Origin of the sequence: Plantactinospora mayteni (genome assembly GCF_016862935.1) — a bacterium.
Lineage (GTDB): Bacteria > Actinomycetota > Actinomycetes > Mycobacteriales > Micromonosporaceae > Plantactinospora > Plantactinospora mayteni.
Genome location: NZ_BONX01000031.1, coordinates 12,098 through 32,079, shown reverse-complemented (window position 1 = coordinate 32,079; position 19,982 = coordinate 12,098). Strand labels below are relative to the sequence as shown.

Genomic DNA, 19,982 nt, shown 5'->3' with positions numbered 1-19,982 from the left:
TCTTCGTCTACGGGTACGTCCCGGGTCGGTTCAACCGCCGTTGGCCGGTGTGGGCGTCGGGGCGACGTTCGCCGTGACCCAGTCGTCCATTGTGTCCCCCGCCATCGCGCGGTACATGGCCAGCGCCTTCTCCCGGTTCGACACCACCACCGACTCGCCGTTGATGGTCTCGCTGCCGTTGTGCGGGCTGGTGATGAACTGGAGGTTGTCGCCGCGCAGGTTGCGGAACTGGATCGCCATGTCGACCAGGGAGAAGCCCTCGTCGACGGTGACCGCGCTGGTGACCGACTTGAGGAAGGCGTTCAGCTTGCCCGGGTTGGTCAGGGTGCCGCTGCTGGCCGCCTTGTCCATCAGGGCCCGCAGGAACTCCTGCTGGTGCCGCATCCGGGCGAAGTCGCCGTCCGGGAACTGGTAGCGCTGCCGGATCCAGTCCAGCGCCTCGGCCCCGTCCATGTGGTTGACGCCCTTCTTGAACTTCCGGTACGGCTTGTGGATCGAGGTGATGTTGCGCTCGACCTTCAGGTCGACCCCGCCCAGCGCGTCGGTGACCTCCTTGAAGCCGGCGAAGTCGATCGCCATCACATGGTCGATCCGGACGTCGGTGAAGCACTCCACGGTGCGTACCGCCAGGGGCAGGCCGCCGAGCGCGAACGCCGCGTTGATCTTGCGGCGTTCGCCGCTGTCGCACTCCGCCTTGGCGTTCTCCGGGATCGGCACGTAGAGGTCCCGGGGCACCGAGACCAGGTATGCCTTGTCGTGGCTGGCCGGGATGTGCATCACGATGATGGTGTCGGCCCGCCACTTGCCGGCCTGGTCGACCGGGGCGTCCGGGTCCCGGGAGTCGCTGCCGACGAGCAGGATGTTCAACGCGCCGCTGACCGACTTGGGCCGGCCGTCGGCCAGTTCGGAGAACGGGTCGGTCCGGGCCAGGTCGTCGTCGAGCCCTCTGACGTAGAGCCAGAGGCCACCGCCGGCGAGCAGGCCCAGCACCAGCACCGCGACGCCGACGACCAGGGCGATCCGACCCCAGCGGGGGCGTGGACCGCGCCGGCCGGGGTCGCCGGGCAGAACCGGGCCGCCGGGACCGCCGGGACCACCGCCGCCGGGACCGATCGGCGGGTCGTAGGGGCGGGCCTGACCTGGTACGCCGGAGACGTGCGCCCGGCCGGAGATCCGGCTCGACCCGGCCGCCTGACCAGGGCCGGGCACCGAGGCCCGGCCGGCGGATCCGCCGGCCGTCATCGGGTACGAACTGCTGGCCGCGTTCGGTGCGGGGCTCTCGAACATGCCCTCAGGGTACGTAGCGGAACCAAGAAACCTCTGGGTGCCACGTCCCGGCTGGCCGGAACCCGGGTATCCTCCGCTAGCCCGCCAACCGCTGGCTGAAGTGGTCGATCGTCCGGCGCAGCCCCTCGGCCGGAGTCACCTCGGGCTCGTAGCCGAGCCGCTCCCGGGCGAGGGTGAGATCCGGCCGGCGCATCTCCGGGTCGTCGGCGGTCCGGGTGATGTAGCTCACCTTGGATCGGCTGCCGGTCAGCTCGGCGATCGTCTCGGCCAGTTCGCGCATCGACACCTCGTGCTCGGTGCCGCAGTTGATCGGGCCGGTCTCGGTGGAGTCGAGCAGCAGCAGGATGCCCCGGACCAGATCGCTGACGTAGCAGATGGACCGGGTCTGCGCGCCGGTGCCGTGCACGGTCAGCGGCTCGCCGCGCAGTGCCTGGGTGATGAAGGTGGGGATGGCCCGCCCGTCGTCCGGCCGCATCCGGGGGCCGTAGGTGTTGAAGATCCGGACGATGGCGACGTCGAGCCCGTGGTAGCGGTGGTAGGCCATCGTGCTCGCCTCGGCGAACCGCTTGGCCTCGTCGTAGACGCTGCGTACGCCGATCGGGTTGACGTTGCCCCAGTACGTCTCGACCTGCGGGTGCACCTGCGGGTCGCCGTACGCCTCGGAGGTGGAGGCGAGCAGGAAGCGGGCCCGGTCGGCGACCGCCCGGTCGAGCAGGTGCAGGGTGGCCAGCGAACCGACCCGGAGGATCTCGATCGGCAGCGAGGCGAAGTCGGTGGGGCTGGCCGGCGAAGCCAGGTGCATGATGGCGTCGAACCGCTCGGCGATCGCCGGGTGGTGCGCGGGCAGTCCCTCCGAGACGTCCGCCTCGACCAGGGTGAACCGGGGATGGTCCGCCAGGTGGGCGACGTTTTCCTTGGACCCGGTGACGAAGTTGTCGACCGCGACCACCGTGCAGCCCCGCGCGATCAGCGCGTCGACCAGGTGGGATGGGACGAATCCGGCACCGCCGGTGACGAGGATCCGGTGTTCCGCTCCGAAACGCTGGGCTACCACCATGAGCCCAGCCTACCCAGAAAGCTGATCACCGGTTGGCCGAGGGACCCCGTCCGAGGCGGTCCGGCCGGGGTCGGTCGGACGGGGTGGTGCCGGGTCACCTTCGTACCCGACACCACCCGTTGTACCGATCTGACTGTCGGTGACCGTCGAGTGGGTCGACGGTCAGTGTGCTCCGGCGCCGGTGAGGGACCGCACCTCCAGTTCGGCGTACTTCTCCTCGTCCGTCTCCTTCGAGATGATCGTGCCGATCCAGCCGCAGAGGAAGCCGATCGGGATGGAGATGATGCCCGGGTTCGACAGCGGGAACCACTGCCAGTCGTTGTCCGGGAACATCGCGGTGGGCGCCCCGGAGACCACCGGGGAGAAGAACACCAACCCGACGGCGCTGATCAGACCGCCGTAGATCGCCCAGACCGCGCCGGAGGTGTTGAACCTCTTCCAGAACAGGCTGTAGAGGATCGCCGGCAGGTTGCCGGAGGCCGCCACCGCGAAGGCCAGGGCCACCAGGAATGCCACGTTCAGGTTCTGCGCGAAGATCGACAGCACGATCGAGATCGCGCCGATGACCAGGGCCGAGATCCGGGCGACGTTGACCTCCTGCCGCTCGGACGCCTGGCCGCCCTTGATGACGTTGGCGTAGAAGTCGTGCGCCAGGCTGGACGAGGAGGCCAGGGTGAGCCCGGCGACCACGGCGAGGATGGTGGCGAAGGCCACCGCCGCGATGACCGCCAGCATGGCCGCCCCGCCGACGTCGCCGCCGAGGAAGTCGACCCCGAGCGCCTCGGCGAGCTGTGGCGCCGCGGTGTTGCCGGCCGCGTCCTGTGCGGTGATCGCCTCCCGGCCGACCAGGGCCGCCGCGCCGAAGCCGAGGGCCAGGGTGAACAGGTAGAACGTGCCGATGATGCCGATCGCCCAGAGCACGCTCTTCCGGGCCGCCTTGGCGGTCGGCACGGTGTAGAAGCGGATCAGGATGTGCGGCAGACCGGCGGTACCGAGCACCAGGGCGATGCCGAGGGAGAGCAGGTCGACCTTGTTGTAGAAGGTCTTCGTCGCGTCTCCGGCGACCTCGACGCCGTACCGCAGTCCTGGTTCGAGGAACGCGGAACCCTTGCCGGAGGCGTTCGCGGCGTCGCCGAGCAGGGTGGAGAGGTTGAACTTGTAGTGCGCCAGCACCAGGATCGTCATCACCAGGGCGCCGCTCATCAGCAGGAACGCCTTGACGATCTGCACGTAGGTGGTGCCCTTCATGCCACCCACCGTGACGTAGATGATCATGAGGGCGCCGACCATGATGATGGTGGCGATCTTCGCCGCGTCCGCGTCCATGCCGAGGAACGTCGTCCCCGGCCGGATGCCCAGCAGCAGCGCCACCAGCGCGCCCGCGCCGACCATCTGGGCCAGCAGGTAGAAGATCGAGACGGTGATCGTGGAGACCGCCGCCGCGGTCCGGACCGGCTTCTGCCGCATCCGGAACGCCAGTACGTCGGCCATCGTGTAGCGGCCCGAGTTCCGGAGCAGCTCCGCCACCAGCAGCAGGGCGACCAGCCAGGCGACCAGGAAGCCGATCGAGTAGAGGAAGCCGTCGTAGCCGTACAGCGCGATGATGCCGGCGATGCCGAGGAACGACGCGGCGGACATGTAGTCGCCGCCGATCGCCATGCCGTTCTGGAAGCCGGAGAAGGAGCGACCACCGGCGTAGTAGTCGGTGGCTGTCTTGGTCTGCCGGCTGGCCCAGATGGTGATGGCCAGGGTCACCGCGACGAAGACCAGGAAGAGCGTGATGGTCAGGGTACGGGCGGTGTTGCTGCTCCCCGCCTCCGCCGCCAGGGTGAACCCGGCGAGGACGTCTCGACTCATGACGTCGCCTCCTCCTTCTGCTCGTCCGTCTTCTGCTCGTCCGTCGCGCCGCTCAGCTCCTCACGGATCTTGTCGGCGATCGGGTCCAGCTTGCGTTCGGCGTGCCGGGAGTAGAGCCAGGCGATCAGGAAGGTGGAGACGAACTGCAACAGGCCGAAGACGAGGGCCACGTTGATGTTGCCGACGAGCTTGGTGCCCATGAAACCGCGTGCGTACGCGGAGAGGATCACGTAGAGCGCGTACCAGAGGAAGAACGCCACGGTCATCGGGAAGACGAAGCCGCGTAGCGCCTTGCGCAACCCGGCGAACTCGTCCGATCGCTGTGCGGCGACGTACCGTTCGGCCGGTGTGCTGGCCGGTGCGGGAGTGTCGGTAGACATGCTGGTCTCACCACCTTCACAGGGGCAGGGGAGTTTCCGCGCACCGTATGGAGCCGTCCGGATATCGGAAAGCAGTGATCCGGAGCCTGGTCGGCGGCTGCGCCGAACGGGCCGGTGGCTGCGCCCAGTGACCCCGGTCACGCCGCTTGGCGACGGGTCGGCGGACGCGATGGCCCGGGGCTGGGACGGCGCGGGGGAGCCCGCAGGTCTAGTCGGCCAGTTCGCGGTACCGGCCGCGGTGGTGCAGCAGCGGTGCCGCCGTACCCGCCAACTCGACCGTCTCGATGGTGGCCTCGACCAGCAGCGCCCAGCCGTACTCCCGGGCGCCGTCCAGCCGGCAGCCGGCCCAGCCGCCGATCCCGGCCCCGCCCGGCACCGGCCCGTACGGGGTGCGGGTCCACTCGTCGGTGGCGAAGAGGCCGCCCGGGGCCGGGAAGAGTCCGGCGAACCGGTCGGCGAGCTGCCGGTGTGCCGGGCCGAGCAGCGTCACGGCGAACCGCCCGCTCTCCGACGCCGCCGCCCACAGCTCCGACTCCTCGTCGACCAGTCCGAGCAGTCGACCCGGTTCGCCGTCGGCGACCAGCGTGGACGAGACGGTCAGCCCGGCCGGGTCGCCCGGGTCGCCGGTCGCGGTCGTCTCCGCGTACGCCGTCCAGAGCGTCACCGCCGCCGGTAGCCGACCACGCAGCCGGCGCACCGGCGAGCGGTCCCGCTCCGGGGTGGCGAACGGGTCGGTGTGGTGGATCTGCCCGCCCGGCGGATCGGCTCGGTTCACCGCCCCATTCTGCCCGGCCGGTCGTACCGGAAGAGGCGCCTGCCGGATCAGAGCCGGAGCGTCTCCGGGGCGTGCAACCGCAGCATGGTTGCGGCGATGTCGGTCGGCGCCCGGCGCCGGGTGGCCCAGGAGACGGTGACCATCACGGTGAAGGCCAGCGGCACGGTCCAGGCGGCCGGCTGGGCGATCAGCACGGCGGGCCAGCCGGACAACTCCGGCCCGACCACGGTGAACAGCACCGCGCCGACGGCCGCGCCCCCGCCGACCAGGATTCCGGCCGCCGCTCCGGCATCGGTCAGGCCGCGCCACCAGATGCCGAGCACCAGCAGCGGGCAGAAGCTCGACGCGGCGACCGCGAAGGCCAGCCCGACGACCTGGGAGACGTCCAGCCCGGAGACGTGCAGCGCCAGCACCATCGGCACCAGCCCGCCGACGACCGTGGCCAGCCGGAAGTCGCGTACCGAGCCCCGGCCGAGCACGTCGGTGGAGAGCACCCCGGCCACGCTGGTGAGCAGGCCGGAGGAGGTGGAGAGGAAGGCGGCGAAGGCACCGGCGGCGACCAGCGCGGCCAGCAACTGCCCGGTCAGGCCGTCGCCGAGCGCCGCACCGGGCAGGAGTACGACCACCGCGTCGGTCCGCCCGGTCAGCAGCAGTTGCGGGGTGTAGATCCGGCCGAGGACGCCGTACAGGGTGGGGAAGAGATAGAACGCGCCGACCAGGGCCAGCACCACCAGGGTGGTACGCCGGGCCGCCGCGCCGTCCGGATTCGTGTAGAACCGCACGAGTACGTGTGGCAGCCCCATCGTGCCGAGGAAGGTCGCCAGGATCAGCGAGTACGTGGCGAAGAGGCCCCGGTCGTCGTCGCCGGCCATGCTCGGCAGCAGCCAGTCCGCCCCCTTGGCGGCGTCCACGCTGGAGATCTCCGGCACCGGGTCGCCGGCCGCGAACGACAGCTCCTCGCCGGGGCGTACCTCCCGGGCGGAGCCGTCCGGCAGGGTGAGCCTCGCCGGCTCCTCGACCACGACGGTGGTCGCGGCCGGGAAGACCGGACCACCGACCGGGGTCACCGGCGGTCGGGAGTCCGCCTGCCACTGCAACGCCAGGAAGATCGCGGGTACGGCCAGCGCGGTGAGCTTGAGCCAGTACTGAAACGCCTGCACGAAGGTGACCGCGCGCATTCCGCCCAGCGCGACGTTGGCGGTGACCACCGCGCCGACCAGCAGCGCACCCAGCTCGTAGGGTCCACCGGCGACCGTGGTCAGGGTCAGCCCGGCCCCCTGCAACTGCGGCACCAGATAGAGCCAGCCGATGAAGACGACGAAGGCGGTGGCGAGTTTGCGCAGCCGCCGCGAGCCGAGCCGCAGCTCGCAGAAGTCGGGCAGGGTGAAGGCGCCGGAGCGGCGCAGCGGCGCGGCCACGAAGAGCAGCAGCGCCAGGTAGCCGGCGGCGAAACCGACCGGATACCAGAGCACGTCCACGCCGTACTTGAGGATCAGGCCGGCGATGCCGAGGAAGGAGGCGGCGGAGAGGTATTCGCCGCCGATCGCCGCCGCATTCCAGGTCGGGCTGACCATCCGGGACGCCACCAGGAAGTCCGAGGTGGTCCGGGCCAGGGTCAGCCCGTAGAAGCCGATCGCGACCGTGACCAGGGTGACCACGATGATCGCCGGCACGGTGTAGGCGTTGCCCACCTCAGCGCTCCGGCCGCTGGACCACGTCGATGAAGTCCTGCTCGTTGCGCTCCGCCAGGTGCACGTACGCCCAGCCGACCGCGACCAGGAACGGGAAGGCGGCCAGCCCGAGCAGCAGCCAGGGCAGGTTGACCCCGAACAGTTTCGCCGCGCCGACCTCCGGGGCGATCGCGAAGAGCAGCGGCAGACCGCCGAGCCCGATCCCGACCACCAGCGACAGCCGCAGCGCCAGGGCGAGCTGGGCGCGGATCAGCCCCCGGAGCAGGGCCTCGCCGACCTGGGTCTGCTGACTCAGCTCGGCCCTGGTCCGCTCGGCGCCGGTGTCGCTGCGGGCCACCTCGGCCAGTACCACCCGGGTCCGGCGCGGTGGCCCGGGCGGCCCCGGCTCCGGCTGCCGATCGATGGGGATGGCCACTCCGGCAGTCTCACCGCCTGGCCAGGAAAGTCAAGTAACCATCTGGCCCGGCACCGGGCAGCCCGCCTGGTTGGCCGGCGGTCGGTCGGCCTGGATCCGCCGGCACACCTTCAGTCCGTCGAAGCAAAGGGCCCCCGGCACGACGCCGAAAGCCCCTCGGGGGTGCTGCGGTCAGTGCTGCCTGGCGAGGCTGATGAACGCCTGCCAAGCGGCCGGCTCGAAGGTCAGCGTGCCGCCGTCCCGGTCCTTGGTGTCCCGGACCAGCACCCGGCCGGGAAGATTGTCGGCCACTTCGACACAAGCACCCTGGTTGGACCCACTGCGGGTGCTCTTGCGCCACCGGGGCGTGAGGTCAGTCATGGTCATTGATCGCTTTCGCTATAAGGTCTCTCGACGGCTGCACCGGCAGGGCAAGGCCGGCGACGATCTCCCACGATACTTCCAACTGGTCCAAGTCTCCCCCATCCGTCACCACCCGCCCCCGAAGCTGGTCGTCCACGTAGCCGGCGCGGCCCCTTGCCGGAAGCGAGGCCAGCACGAACGCACCTTGCAAGCCGCCATGTAGACCAGCGGACCGGGGCACGACCAGCACCTGCACTCTTGGCCGGTGGCTGATTTCGAGCAAGTGCTTTAGCTGCTCACGGTCTATCTCGGGTGGTGTACACATCAGGGCAAACTCGCCGATGATGGCCGTCAGGGCCGGAGGCGTGGGCCTGTTCACGGTTGCGGCCTGCCTGTCGTGGCGAACCTGAATGGTCCGGTCAACCGCGTCGTCTACCACCCAGCCACCGCGTAGGACGGCCCGCGCGTACTCCTCGATCTGGAGCAAGCCCGGCATTAGCAGCGGCTCCCACCACCTGAGCAGGGTCGCACGCTGCTCATGATCCGTCCAGGGGCGCAGCCACGGCGGCCGGGAGTCCTCTCGGGCCTCGTTGACGGCCCGCCGGACTTTCTCGCCGGTCTTGAACAACTCGTCCAGGAGCCTCGCCGTGTCCGGCTGGGGAATCATCCGGCCCTGCTCGAATGACGCGATTGAGGCGCCGCTGAGACCGACGGCCGCGCCGACCTGGTCACGGGTCATACCAGCCTGTGCCCGCTGTTCTCTGAGGATTTTCCGTAGGTCGCTCATGTAGTCCACCCGGCTCCAGATCAGCTAGCAAAAGCTCCATTAGGACTCTCGTTCATTCATCTTCCGCTCCACCCGGGTCCTAGTCCACCGTGGATTTCAAGCACCCCGTCCGGGCGTCCCGCAGGATTCACACTTGACCGGGTGAGGTGCCAAAACGGGGGCGTTGCCTGTGTGTCGGAGCCTGGCAGCGCCCCCGTCCCATTCCACGGACGGGAGGCACCATCGTGAAACTGTTTCGCAGACCGCGTCAGACGCATCGCCGGGACTGGCGTCGTCTCTGGCGCTATTGCCGGTGCGGCTGGCGTTGGACATGCCCCGACACGGCCGAGTTGGTGCCGATGCCCTACCAGCCGGCGCCGGTACCGCCACTGTCCCGCGCCGAGTTCCGCCGGGCCGTCCGCGCCGCAGTCACCGACACGGCGATTGCCCGCGCGGCCAACCCTGCCCGCAACCACACATCCGTCCGGCCGACCAACCGGCGTCCGATGTGGAACGCGCCCACTCGTGTGTACCTCTCCAACGGCCGCGCGGGAAACCTGACGCCCGCGCAGGAACACCGCGCCCGGCACAGCGAGCGGGTCTGACCGGTGATCGGGCCGTGGGCGCGTTGGGATCGGCACATCGCCCGACGGCGCCGGCTTGAGCGCCAGATCGGCCAGCATCTCCCCGGAGCCACGTATGCCTGTGTGGAGTGCGAACACGACTGGCCCTGCCCACACGCCCGCCTGTCGCTGCTGATCGGCTTCGACGGTAACCGGGTCGGGCTGATGATGTACCTCGCCGCGCACCTTCCCCGCGCCCTGGAGGCGTTACCCGACCGGCATCCCGCGCTGATCGTCGGCCAGATCCTCTACTGGGTACCGCGCCAGCGATGACGAACGTGCCTCATCACCCACCACCTGCCCCGGGCCGCCAGTTCTTCCCCCGTAACGATGGCGGCCCGGGGTGGGCCTCCTGCGCAGGACAGTCGAGTCGTCGTCAGGGCTGGGTCAGGTCACCATCCGGATCGGGCCGGGCAGAACCTTCGGCTGGTCGCCGGGCGTTCGGCCAGAATCCGCCGGGCCTCGATCCGGGCGAGATTGGTCTCCCGCCAGTCGTCTGGTCGGGAATCGGCCGCCAGGCTCCACAGCGCGCAGTCGCGCAGCGAATCCGGCAACCGGTCGAGCGCCGGTACCGCGTCGGCGGAGAGCCCGGACAGGTAGGCGACGTCGATCTGGCCGCTCTGCCGGTACCGGTCGACGTTGTGCTCGGCGATCAGCCGGTCCGGGTTCGCCACCGCCAGGGCGAGCAGCGCGAGTACCGCCGTACCGATCGCCATCCCGGGCAGCCAGCGGGCGGCCAGCCGTACCCCGGCCACCGCGATCAGTACGAAGACCAGCCCCAACCACGCCTCGCAGACGGCGACCAGCAGCCGGAGCCGGGTCGCGCCGTACGCGTCGGCGTAGACGTCCATCCGGAACAGTGCCGAGGCCACTACCACCAGGCTGAGCAGGGTTAGCGCGCCGAGCAGGATCCGGACCAGGGCCCGGTCGGACCGGCTCTCCCGGGGCGCCCAGCGCGCGGCGGCACCGATCACCAGCAGGGTGAGCAGGGATACGGCGAGCAGTTGCCAGAAGCCGCGCCGGGCGTACTCGGCGTAGGTGAGGCCGGCGGTCCGCAGTACGTGGTCCGAACCGCCGAAGAGGGTGGTGACCTGGACCGCCACGAACCCGGCGAAGAGCGCGTCGAGCAGTGCGACCGGCAGGATCCAGTCGGCCCGGCGCAGCCGTAGCCGGCTCGGGCCGGACGCCATTCCGGTCAGGTCCGGTGGGCCCGCCAGCACGTACGCCGCGCCGAGCAGCGCCGCGCCGACCAGTCCGAACACGAAGACCCAGCGGAACACGGTGGCGGCGGACAGCTCCGGAAGGAGCGTGTCCACCAGCCCGGCGAAGGCCGCGTCGGCGGAGGAGAAGAGCAGGCCGAAGACCACCAGCAGGCCGACCGAGACCAGGACGCTGACCAGGGTACGGCCGACCGCCGGTCCCCGGCCCGATCGCGACGAGCGGTTCTTTCTGTTGACCAGCCACTCTATTGACCGGATCACGGCTGCCGGCGGCACCAGGGCGGAGAGCAGCATCGCGCGTACCGACCGGCCGTCCGTTAGGGTCAGCGTCGCGGTGACCGCTGCGGTGAGCAGGCAGAGCAGGAACAGCCAGCCCGCCGCCCTGAACGTGCCGACACCGAGCAGCGCGACGGTCGTGGCGGCCCAGAACGGCCGTACCCCACCGATCCGCCGCCACCCACCGATCGGCCGGCCCTCCGCCCCGACCGGTGTGACCACCCCTTTGACCGGTGCGACCGCTGGTTGAGGCGGTGTGACCGCTGCCTGGGCCGGTGTGACCGCTGGCTGGACCGGTGCGGCGGCTGGTGGGGTCGGTGTTGCCGCCGGTTGGGTGGGGCCGGCGGTGGTCGCCGGGGCGGCGGAGCCAGGGGTGCCCGTCGGTCGGGCGGAGCCGGGGTCGCTGGCCGGGCGGGCGTCGTCGGAGGTGTTCGCGGGACGCGGGGTGGGCCAGGCGGCGGTTACCAGCGCCGCCGTTCCGGCGACTCCGGCGACCAGCCAGCCGATCCCGGGGCGGGTCAGCGGAAGGCTCACCGCGGCGACTGCCGCCGCTGCGGCGACTCCGACCAGCACCGGCTGGGTCGGCCCGCCGGCCGGTCCGGGCCAGCGGGTCGCGATCCAGGACGGCGGTGGCGGTGGCGGCGGCGTCCACGCCGGCACCGCCCAGGCAGCGGGTCCGGGCGGACCCTGCGGCGCGGGGGTCGGACCGCCGCCGGGCTGTCCCAGCCAGGCCGGCCGAGGCGGTGCCGGCCGTCCACCCGCCGCCGGACCGGGCACCGAAGACGGACCCGGCCGTTGCCCGGGAGCCGGTGGGTGCCCCGAACCGCCGGAAGTCGGTGCCGCCGTTGCCGTAGCCGGGGTTGGTCCGGGCGGCGCTGGCGCCGTGGTCGTAGCTGGGGCCGGTGCCCCCGCTGTCGTGACCGGTGCGGGCGCGGGAGTCGGTGCGGCTGTTGCCGTGCCAGGGGTGGGCGCGGGAGTCGGTGCGGCCGTTGTCGTGGCTGGGGTCGGTCCGGGAGTCGCCGCTGCCGGCGGAGTCGACGACGCCGAGTCGGGTGCCGGAACGGGCGGCGCCGCCGTCGGTGGCGTGCCGGTGCTGGTCTGCGGGGTCGGTCCGTTCGCGGGTTCGGTCGCGGATCCGTTCGCGGGTTCGGTCGGTCGGTCGTTCATCGTCGATTCCACCTCGTTCATCGCTGCTCTACCAGTACGGCGGAGTGCTCCCCGGTGGGCGGTGCCACGATCGGCAGGCTCACCCGGATCTGGCAGCCGACCGGACGGTCCGAGCGGCTGGTCGTACCGGGCTGGACCAGGGGACGGTCGGCGACGGCGATGGTGCCGCCGTGCAACTCCACCACCCAGTGCGCGATCGCCAGTCCCAGCCCGGTGCCGCCGTCGCTGGTCCGCTCACCCCGGCTGAAGCGCTCGAACACCTCCGGCCGGAGCCGGGCCGGTATCCCCTCGCCCTCGTCGGTCACCTCGAACCGCAGCTCGTCGCCGACTCGCTGGGCCGCTACCAGTACGGTGCCGCCGGGTGGACTGTGCCGGGCCGCGTTGTCCAGCAGGTTGGCGAAGACCTGGTGCAGCCGTCGGGGATCGGCCTGCACGGTCAGCGGTGCGGACTGCTGGCGTACCTCGAACCGGACGTCGCGCCCGGCGCCGGCCGCGGTGACCGTGGCCTGTTGGATCACCTCGTCCAGGAACTCCGCCACGTCGACGGTCTGCCGCCGCAGCGGCAGCACCCCGGCGTCCAGCCGGGACAGGTCGAGCAGGTCGGCGACCAGGTGACCGAGCCGCTCGGTCTGGGCCAGCGCGACCCGCAGCGTCGGCAGGTCCGGCTCCGCGACCCCGTCGACGATGTTCTCCAGTACGCCCTGGAGGGCGGTGATCGGGGTACGCAGCTCGTGCGACACGTTCGCGATCAGCTCCCGGCGGCGCCGGTCGGCCTCGGCCAGGTCCCCGGCCATCTGGTTGAACGCGGCGGCCAGCGTGCCGACCTCGTCCCGGGAACTGGCCCGTACCTGTCGGGTGTAGTCGCCCCGGGCCATCGCCCGGGCCGCCGCGGTCATCTCCCGCAGCGGCGAGGTCATCCCGTGGGCCAGTACCTGCGAGGTGAGCAGCGCCAACCCGATCGCCGTGGCGGTGGTCCAGGGCGGCAGCCAGCCGATGCCGATGATGAAGACGGTCATGCCGGCGGCACCCGAGCCGACGATCAGGATGCCGAGCTTCAGCTTGATCGACCAGATCGGGTCCAGCGGTCGGGGCAGTACGTCCATCGTCCGGTTGACGGTGGTCCAGAAGCTGGTCACGGCCGTACCTCCAACGCGTAGCCGACTCCGTGCACGGTGCGGATCAGATCGGCGCCGAGCTTGCGGCGCAGGGCCTTGACGTGGCTGTCGACGGTGCGGGTACCCGAGCTGTCGGCCCAGCCCCAGACGTCGGCGAGCAGCCGTTCCCGGGGCAGTACCATCCGGGGCCGGTTGGCGAAGTGCGTCAGCAGGTCGAACTCGGTCGGGGTCAGGTGCGCCTCGACCCCGTCCCGGCGGACCCGCCGCTCGGCCTGGTTGATTTCGAGGTCCCCGATCCGGAGGATCTCGGCGCCGTTGCGTGCCGCGGTCGCCGCCCGGTCGACCCGGCGCAGCAGCGCGTGTACCCGGGCGGCGAGTTCGCGCAGCGAGAACGGCTTGGTGAGGTAGTCGTCGGCGCCGACGGCGAGCCCGACCAGCAGGTCCGTCTCGTCGTCCCGGGCGGTCAGCATCAGCACCGGTACCGGCCGGTCGGCCTGGATCCGCCGGCACACCTCCAGGCCGTCGAAGCCGGGCAGCATCACGTCGAGGACCACCAGTTCCGGCCGTCCGCGCCGGAACGCCTCGACGGCGCTCGGCCCGTCCCGGGCGATCTCCACCACGAAGCCCTCGGCACGCAGTCGGGCGGCCACCGACTCGGCGATGGTGTGCTCGTCCTCGACGACCAGGATCCGGCGTTCCGTCATGGCCCTGACTCTAGAAAGCCGGCGTGCGCGAACCTGGATCACGTTGTGAACAACCTGTGGAGAACCGCGCCGCCCTGTGGATAACCGTCGGACCAGCAGAAGCGGGGCAGGAAAAGGTACGTCCCGGGATGGCGCCGCTGCGATAGGTTTGGCGACCTTGGGACGCCGGGACGAGAGGTGGGTATGCGGGACCGGGAACTGAAGCTCAACTCGGTGTCCAGGTACGCCAAGGAGTCGCCGCTGTTCATCCTGGAGGAGCACGGGCACTGCGAGGTGCCGGCCGGCTGCGGTGGCGTGGTGCTCCGCTGGCGCGACCCGCTCGCCGGGATACCGCTGCGGATCCGGCTCTACACCGCCGGGGAGTGCCGGATGCTGCTCGACGGCGCGGAACCGCCCTCGGCCCGCCCCGTCGTCCCGTACGGCGAGCATGTCCTCGCCTTCACGGTCGCCGAGGTCGACCCCGGGTACATCGCGCTGATGTTCGCCGCCGTGCACCGTCCGGCCGGCGACTCGCACGTCGACTCCACCCCGGAGCAGACCGGCGAGACCTCGATTCTGTCCACGGTGGACGGCACCTGGCGGTGGACGTCGACCGAGCCGGCGGACGACCGGTGGAGCGGGCTGGACTTCGACGACACCGACTGGGCGCCGATGGAGCCGCGCGCCGGGCACCGTCCGCCGGAGGGCACCGGCTGGGACCAGGCCGGCTACCAGGTCGGGCAGCTCGCCGAGCTGGGCGCGGTGGGGCTCGGCGTGCCGGACGGGACCGGGCCGATCTGGGTACGCAAGACCTTCCACCTCGCCCCGGACGACGCGACCGACGGCTCCGTCGACGGCCTGCCGGACGGCTCGCTCGACAGTGCGACCGGCGGCTCGACCGACGGCGGGGCGGCGCGGTGACGGACGGAGGAGGTCGGGTGCCCCCGCTGGTGCTGATTCCCGAACACTTCGGCAGCCTGGTCTTCGACCGCCGCACCTCGCGATACCTGCCGTTCGACGCCGAGGCGACCGAGCTGCTGCGCCGGCTGGTCGACCGGCCGATCGGGGAGGTGCTGGCGGAGGTCACCGACGACGAGCTGCGGACCCGGATGCTCCGCTTCTACGAGCACTTCTACGAGCTGGGCTTCTTCACCGTGCGGCACCGGTTCGCCGGGGTCATACTCGACGGTCCGGAGCCGCCCGCCGACCACCTGGCCGGGCCGCTCGCCGTACACCTGGAGGTCGTCTCGGCCTGCAACCTGAGCTGTACGCACTGCTTCGCCGGTGACCTGCCGCGCCGGGAGCAGCGGCTGAGCCTGGCCGAACTCGACCGGCTCTTCGCCGAGATGGCCAGCCTCGGCAGCTTCCGGCTCGGGCTGACCGGCGGTGAGCCGCTGCTCCGCAAGGACCTCTTCCAGATCATCGACCTCGCCACCGCGTACGGCCTCGCACCCTGCGTCACCACCAACGGGCTGCTGATCACCGAGGAGATCGCCCGGGAGTTCGGCCGGCGGGAACTGGTCTGGCTCAACGTCAGCCTGGAGGGTGCGACGGCGGAGACCAACGACCGGGTACGCGGCGCCGGCACCTTCGAAAAGGTGCTGGACCGGCTGGCGGTGCTCCGCCGGTACGCCCGGTTCACCCTGGCCTTCACCATCATGCGGTCGAACGTCGAGGAGGTCGAGGCGTGCGCCCGGCTCGCCCGCGAGGTGGGCGCGGACACGGCGGTGTTCCGGCCGCTCTATCCGGTCGGGGTGGCGCAGCGGCACCTGGAGCTGATGCCGAGCTTCGCGGAATACCACACCGCGCTGAACACCCTGGCCCGGATGGACGACGACCGGATGGAGCTGCGCCAGATCGACCCGTTCGGCCCGCAGACCCGGCACGAGACGCAGTCGGTGGTCCAGCAGAACTACGGCTGCGGTGCCGGCAACCTGGTCTGTTCGGTCTCGGTCTCCGGTGACGTCAACCCGTGCAGCTTCCTCGGCCCCCGGTTCGTCGCGGCGAACGTCCGGGACCTGTCGCTGGCCGAGATCTGGCGGCACAGCACCGGGTTCCGGGCGATCCGGGCGTTGCCGCACACCGAGCCGGCCAGCGCCCGGGGCCAGACGGCCACCTTCGGCGGCGGCTGTCGGGCCCGGGCCCTGGTGCTGAACGGTTCGGTGAACGCGCCGGACCCGTGGATCGAGGGCCAGGTGGCGCTGGAACGGCACTCGCCGGAGCCGGTACGCAACCCGCTGGTCGTGTTGGACGTGTCGGCGGGGACCGGTCGGGCCCGGCCGGCCTGCGGGGGCTGACCGGGGTGGGTGCGACCGAGGAGTGGCTGCGCGCCGAGTCGGCGGCGACCGGCGGTCCGGTACGGCTGCGCCGGCTGGCCCGCAAACTGGTGCGGGTCGGCGAGCTGCGGGCCGCGGCGGCGGTCTACGACCGGGCGTACGCGCTCGACCCGGACGACGCCGAGCTGACCGGGGCGCGCCGCGAGCTGCTGGACCGGTTGGCCGTCGAGGAGCACGGCCTGACCTTCCGGTACGTCCCGGCCGGTACCTTCCTGATGGGCTCGGACACGGCCGACCCGGACGAGTGGCCGGTACACCGGGTGCGGCTGGACGGCTACTGGCTCTCCGAGACCCCGGTGAGCTGGTCGGCGTACTGCCGGTTGATGGGTTGGCTGCCGCCGCCGGACGGACGCCCGCCGGAGGACGCCGCCGGGGTCGACCGGGACGGCTGGTTCGCGCTCGACGGGGCGAACCGGATCCGCCTGCAGTACTGCGAGGACGAGACCACCCGGGCCGTCGACTGGCACGCGCACCATCCCCGGATGGAGCTGACCCGGGGCGGCCAGCCGGTCGACCCGGCGTCCGTCTTCGGCGTACCGCCCCGGGCGGACCCGAGCCGACCGTGGGGATACGACCACAAGCCGATGGTCTGCGTCTCGGCGCAGGAGGCCGAGGAGTTCGGCGAGCGGATCTCCACGGGTACGGTCCGCTACCGGCTGCCCAGCGAGGCGGAGTGGGAGCGGGCGGCCCGGGGTGGGCTGGTCGGCCGCCGCTATCCGTGGGGTGACGAGCCGCCGACCCCACAGCGCTGCGACTTCGACCGGTTCGACGAGTTGTCGGTCCTGCCGATGCGCCGGCTCCCACCCAACGGCTACGGCCTGTACGGGATGGCCGGCTCGGTCTGGGAGTGGACCGCCGACTGGTACGACGCCGAGTACTACCTGGAGAGCCCGGTGGACAATCCGACCGGGCCGGTCGACGGGGAGCAGCGGGTGCTGCGCGGCGGTTCCTGGGCCGACTGTGCCGGTACGGTCAGCGTCTCGTTCCGGATGTCCCGCGCCTCGACGAGCTGGCGGGACGGCGGCTGGAGCGAACACCTCGCCCCGAACATCGGCTTCCGGCTCTGCCGCACCGAACCCCCGACACCGGACGCCTGACACACCGCATGCCCTGACGGCTGTGGCCGTCAACCGGACGCCTGACAAAGCGCATGCCCTGACGGCTGTGGCCCGTCAAGAGGCCGGCGAGCAGGGCGCGTCGGCGCGGAACGGCCGGCGCAGGACGGTCAGGCGTCGGGGCGGTCAGTTGTCCAAGTCGGCCGGGGTCAGCAGGTGGTCGAGCCGGAGTTCCGCCGCCACCTCCGGCGTAGCCTCGGCGACCAGGCAGGTCGTGCCGAGCACGGTGGCTCCGCGCAGGGCGGCGATCTCGTGCACGGCGCGTACCTGGGCGCCGGTGGCCACCCAGTCGTCCGCCACCAGTACCCGGTCGCCGGGTCCCAGGTGCCGGTCCCGTACCCCGAGAGCCAGCCGGCGGCCCCGGTAGTCGGACCCGGTCCAGGCCCAGGTGCTCGGCTCCGCGATCCGCCGCCCGCCGGTGTTCTTGTACGCCGGCACGAACCCGACGCCCAGCGCGGTCGCCACCAGCGGCCCGAGCAGCAGACCGGTGACCTCGGGCGCGACCACGACGGTCGGCGGGTCCGCCCGGAACGGCTCGGCCAGGGCCGGTCCGATCCCGGCGAGGATCGCCGGGTCCCGCCACCAGCCGGACGGGTCGCTGACCAGGTGTCTGCTCTCCGGCCCCGGATCGGTCCACCGGAACGCCTCGACCAGCCGCCTACTCAGCTCAGCGCGCACGGAGACCATCTTGCGGCATCGCCGGCCCGCCCCGGGCACGGGGCACGTCCGACCCAGTCGGGGTCGGATGATCGGCTACACGTTTCACCACATAGTCGGGCGAAAGCAGGTGATCACGTTGACTTCCGAAGTACCTCCCTCGTTACGGTCCGACCCGATCTCTGTTAGTTCTGGTGAGAGGACGGTGCGGTGGCTGGGAAGCATGTCCGAGTTCGGATTCTGCGCTGGCCGACCGGCATGGTGGCGGCCGGTGCGGTCGCCGTCGCGCTGGTCGGCGCGGGTGCGGCCGGTGTGGTGAGGCTCGGCACGGAGCCGGCCGCCAACTCCGGCTCGGTGCCGGCCCTGGTCGACGCGACCACCCCGAGCGGGCCGGTGACGGCGTCCCCCAGCCCGACCCCGGACGCGGTCACGCCCACGCCGAGCCGGTCGCCCGCGCGCGCCTCCCGGGCCAGCGCCCGCCCTTCGCCGAGCCAGACCCGGACCAGTACCGCGAAGAAGCCCGCCACCCAGCGGCCGGCGACCAGCCCGACCGCCCGGGTGGTGCAGACCGGCTCGTGCGGCGCGTCCTACTACGACGAGGGGCAGGTCACCGCGAACGGTGAGGCGTTCGACCCGAACGCGCTGACCGCCGCGCACAAGACCCTGCCCTTCGACACCCGGGTCCGGGTGACGAACCCGGACAACGGCCGGTCGGTGGTGGTCCGGATCAACGACCGGGGACCGTTCATCGAGGGCCGCTGCATCGACCTGTCCCGGGCCGCCTTCGAGGCGATCGCCGCGCTGAGCCTCGGCGAGATCGACGTACGGTACGAGGTCCTCGGCTGAGCGCCGGCAGTCCCCGACCGAGGTGCGGCGGTGGAACGGGTCGGTGACCGGGCGAGCGCGCGACGTGATGTGAGGTACGTGATCTAAGAATGTTCATTCGACTTGCAACGGTTGGCTGACCCGCCGACAAGATCCGGCGGAACCGGACCGGTGGGATGCGCCAGGTGGCCAGAACCCGATCGGACGAGGAGTCAACTTCGTACAATCGCGGTCGTCGATCAGGCATGCTGTTCCGCGTACCCATGCGACTGATGCCACCGGGCCGTCGCCCGCTGAGCCAAGGTTCCCGCGCCGGTCTCGGCGCGGCCCTCGGGCTGCTCGCGCTCGTCTCGGTGGTGGAGTTCGCGGACGAATCCAAGGTCAACTATGTCGGCCTGGTCGCGGCGGCCCCGTTCCTGGCCGCCGCGTTCGCCTCCTGGCGGGTGGTACTCGCGGTCGGCGTGATCGCCACCGTGCTGGCCGGCTCGCTGGCCTGGGGCGGCCGGGTGGTGGCGCTGGCCACCACGGTCAACCTGATCGGTGTGGTGTTGGCGACGGCGATCGCGGCGCTCTTCGCGGTCATCCGGCAGCGGCAGGAGCAGCGGATCGCCGAGTTGTCCAAGCTCGCCTCCGTGGCCCAGCAGGCGGTGCTGCGTCCGGTCGGCCCGCAGGTCGGCAGCCTGGCGGTGGCCGGGCACTACATCTCGTCGACCGCCGCCGCCGACATCGGCGGTGACCTGTACGAGGCGATCGACACCCCGTACGGGGTGCGGATCATCATCGGCGACGTCCGGGGCAAGGGGCTGGACGCGGTCCGGCTGGCCAGCATCGTGCTCGGCTCGTACCGGCACGTGGCGTACGAGCGGGCCGACCTGCGGGCCATCGTGGCCGACCTGGACCGGGCGGTGGCCCGCAACGTCGGCGACGAGGACTTCGTCACCGCCGCCCTGGTCGAGGAGCGCGGCGGTACGCTCACGATCGTCAACTGTGGTCATCCGGCACCCCTGCTGCTCCGTCGCGGTCAGGTGATTCCGATGGAGCCGCCGGCACCCGCGCCGCCCCTCGGGTTCATGCCGGTGGTCCGGCCCCGGGTCGAGCGGCTCGAACCGGGCGACCGGCTGCTGCTCTTCACCGACGGGCTCGGCGAGGCCCGCCGGGACGGGGAGTTCTTCCCGACCGTGGACCGGGCCTGGCGGCTGCTCGGGCACGGTACGGTCGCCGACGGTCTGGCCTCGCTGGAGACGGCCCTGGTCGAGTGGGTACGCGGTCGGCTCGACGACGACATCGCACTGGTCCTGATGGAGTACCCGGGACCGCACTCGGCAACCGCGGCGCCGGTGCCGAGCTGGGAGGTCGGCGCCGCCGACGGCTGACCGGTCCCCGGGCCGGTGGGGC

20 protein-coding genes are annotated in these 19,982 nt (G+C 71.6%); 7 read left to right on the top strand and 13 right to left on the bottom strand.

Annotated elements, in window-relative coordinates; translation table 11 throughout:
* Positions 1 to 30: 30 nt before the first annotated feature.
* The 9 genes from Pma05_RS22350 to Pma05_RS22310 all read right to left on the bottom strand — a co-directional run bounded on the left by Pma05_RS22350 (position 31) and on the right by Pma05_RS22310 (position 8,591).
* Complete coding sequence (locus Pma05_RS22350) at positions 31 to 1,287, bottom strand: LCP family protein (protein ID WP_239312864.1); 1,257 nt, start codon at positions 1,285 to 1,287, stop codon at positions 31 to 33.
* Positions 1,288 to 1,363: 76 nt separating this feature from the next.
* Positions 1,364 to 2,344, bottom strand: coding sequence for a UDP-glucuronic acid decarboxylase family protein (locus tag Pma05_RS22345; RefSeq protein WP_203859408.1), 981 nt, complete (start codon positions 2,342 to 2,344; stop codon positions 1,364 to 1,366).
* 162 nt (positions 2,345 to 2,506) lie between these two features.
* On the bottom strand, positions 2,507 to 4,201 hold the full coding sequence (locus Pma05_RS22340) for a monocarboxylic acid transporter (protein WP_203859407.1): 1,695 nt from the start codon (positions 4,199 to 4,201) through the stop codon (positions 2,507 to 2,509).
* Positions 4,198 to 4,581 (bottom strand): DUF485 domain-containing protein, encoded by a 384-nt coding sequence (locus tag Pma05_RS22335; RefSeq protein ID WP_203859406.1) that lies wholly within the window; start codon positions 4,579 to 4,581, stop codon positions 4,198 to 4,200. The genes Pma05_RS22340 and Pma05_RS22335 overlap by 4 nt, the downstream gene beginning before the upstream one ends.
* 208 nt (positions 4,582 to 4,789) lie before the next feature.
* Positions 4,790 to 5,356 (bottom strand): flavin reductase family protein, encoded by a 567-nt coding sequence (locus Pma05_RS22330; protein ID WP_203859405.1) that lies wholly within the window; start codon positions 5,354 to 5,356, stop codon positions 4,790 to 4,792.
* 47 nt (positions 5,357 to 5,403) lie between these two features.
* Positions 5,404 to 7,047 (bottom strand): sodium/solute symporter, encoded by a 1,644-nt coding sequence (locus Pma05_RS22325; RefSeq protein ID WP_203859404.1) that lies wholly within the window; start codon positions 7,045 to 7,047, stop codon positions 5,404 to 5,406.
* 1 nt (position 7,048) lies between these two features.
* Positions 7,049 to 7,456 (bottom strand): hypothetical protein, encoded by a 408-nt coding sequence (locus Pma05_RS22320; protein ID WP_239312897.1) that lies wholly within the window; start codon positions 7,454 to 7,456, stop codon positions 7,049 to 7,051.
* Positions 7,457 to 7,633: 177 nt separating this feature from the next.
* On the bottom strand, positions 7,634 to 7,822 hold the full coding sequence (locus Pma05_RS22315) for a DUF397 domain-containing protein (protein WP_372441527.1): 189 nt from the start codon (positions 7,820 to 7,822) through the stop codon (positions 7,634 to 7,636).
* Positions 7,815 to 8,591, bottom strand: a complete 777-nt coding sequence (locus tag Pma05_RS22310) for a helix-turn-helix domain-containing protein (RefSeq protein ID WP_203859402.1) — start codon at positions 8,589 to 8,591, stop codon at positions 7,815 to 7,817. Before Pma05_RS22310 ends, Pma05_RS22315 begins: the two co-directional genes overlap by 8 nt.
* A gap of 224 nt (positions 8,592 to 8,815) precedes the next feature.
* Between Pma05_RS22310 and Pma05_RS22305 the strand changes: the two genes are divergently transcribed.
* Entirely contained in the window at positions 8,816 to 9,175 is a 360-nt protein-coding gene (locus tag Pma05_RS22305; protein WP_203859401.1) for a hypothetical protein, read from the top strand.
* Between the two features lie 3 nt (positions 9,176 to 9,178).
* Positions 9,179 to 9,466, top strand: a complete 288-nt coding sequence (locus Pma05_RS22300; protein ID WP_203859400.1) for a hypothetical protein — start codon at positions 9,179 to 9,181, stop codon at positions 9,464 to 9,466.
* Positions 9,467 to 9,585: 119 nt separating this feature from the next.
* On the opposite strand, the gene Pma05_RS22295 is transcribed toward Pma05_RS22300, so the two are convergent.
* The 3 genes from Pma05_RS22295 to Pma05_RS22285 form a co-directional block, all read right to left on the bottom strand.
* Positions 9,586 to 11,349 (bottom strand): DUF4153 domain-containing protein, encoded by a 1,764-nt coding sequence (locus tag Pma05_RS22295; RefSeq protein ID WP_239312861.1) that lies wholly within the window; start codon positions 11,347 to 11,349, stop codon positions 9,586 to 9,588.
* 524 nt (positions 11,350 to 11,873) lie between these two features.
* Positions 11,874 to 12,992 (bottom strand): HAMP domain-containing sensor histidine kinase, encoded by a 1,119-nt coding sequence (locus tag Pma05_RS22290; RefSeq protein ID WP_425567671.1) that lies wholly within the window; start codon positions 12,990 to 12,992, stop codon positions 11,874 to 11,876.
* A complete protein-coding gene (locus Pma05_RS22285) occupies positions 12,989 to 13,675 on the bottom strand; it encodes a response regulator (protein ID WP_203859399.1) in 687 nt (228 codons plus the stop codon). Before Pma05_RS22285 ends, Pma05_RS22290 begins: the two co-directional genes overlap by 4 nt.
* Positions 13,676 to 13,852: 177 nt before the next feature.
* Here Pma05_RS22285 and Pma05_RS22280 point away from each other — a divergent pair, with 177 nt between their 5' ends.
* The 3 genes from Pma05_RS22280 to Pma05_RS22270 are packed head-to-tail and all read left to right on the top strand — an operon-like array spanning position 13,853 to position 17,087.
* Entirely contained in the window at positions 13,853 to 14,575 is a 723-nt protein-coding gene (locus Pma05_RS22280; RefSeq protein WP_203859398.1) for a hypothetical protein, read from the top strand.
* A gap of 17 nt (positions 14,576 to 14,592) precedes the next feature.
* Positions 14,593 to 15,951: a radical SAM protein gene (locus tag Pma05_RS22275; RefSeq protein WP_203859397.1), complete on the top strand. Its 1,359-nt coding sequence runs from the start codon at positions 14,593 to 14,595 to the stop codon at positions 15,949 to 15,951.
* Between the two features lie 5 nt (positions 15,952 to 15,956).
* Complete coding sequence (locus Pma05_RS22270; RefSeq protein ID WP_203859396.1) at positions 15,957 to 17,087, top strand: SUMF1/EgtB/PvdO family nonheme iron enzyme; 1,131 nt, start codon at positions 15,957 to 15,959, stop codon at positions 17,085 to 17,087.
* A gap of 144 nt (positions 17,088 to 17,231) precedes the next feature.
* Here Pma05_RS22270 and Pma05_RS22265 read toward each other — a convergent pair whose 3' ends face one another.
* Positions 17,232 to 17,783, bottom strand: a complete 552-nt coding sequence (locus Pma05_RS22265; protein ID WP_203859395.1) for a phosphoribosyltransferase family protein — start codon at positions 17,781 to 17,783, stop codon at positions 17,232 to 17,234.
* 189 nt (positions 17,784 to 17,972) lie between these two features.
* Here Pma05_RS22265 and Pma05_RS22260 point away from each other — a divergent pair, with 189 nt between their 5' ends.
* Both Pma05_RS22260 and Pma05_RS22255 read left to right on the top strand, forming a co-directional pair.
* The gene (locus tag Pma05_RS22260; protein WP_239312858.1) at positions 17,973 to 18,608 is read left to right on the top strand and encodes a septal ring lytic transglycosylase RlpA family protein; all 636 of its coding nucleotides are present in this window, start codon (positions 17,973 to 17,975) and stop codon (positions 18,606 to 18,608) included.
* 224 nt (positions 18,609 to 18,832) lie between these two features.
* Positions 18,833 to 19,960 (top strand): PP2C family protein-serine/threonine phosphatase, encoded by a 1,128-nt coding sequence (locus tag Pma05_RS22255; RefSeq protein ID WP_203859394.1) that lies wholly within the window; start codon positions 18,833 to 18,835, stop codon positions 19,958 to 19,960.
* The last annotated feature ends 22 nt before the right edge of the window (positions 19,961 to 19,982 follow it).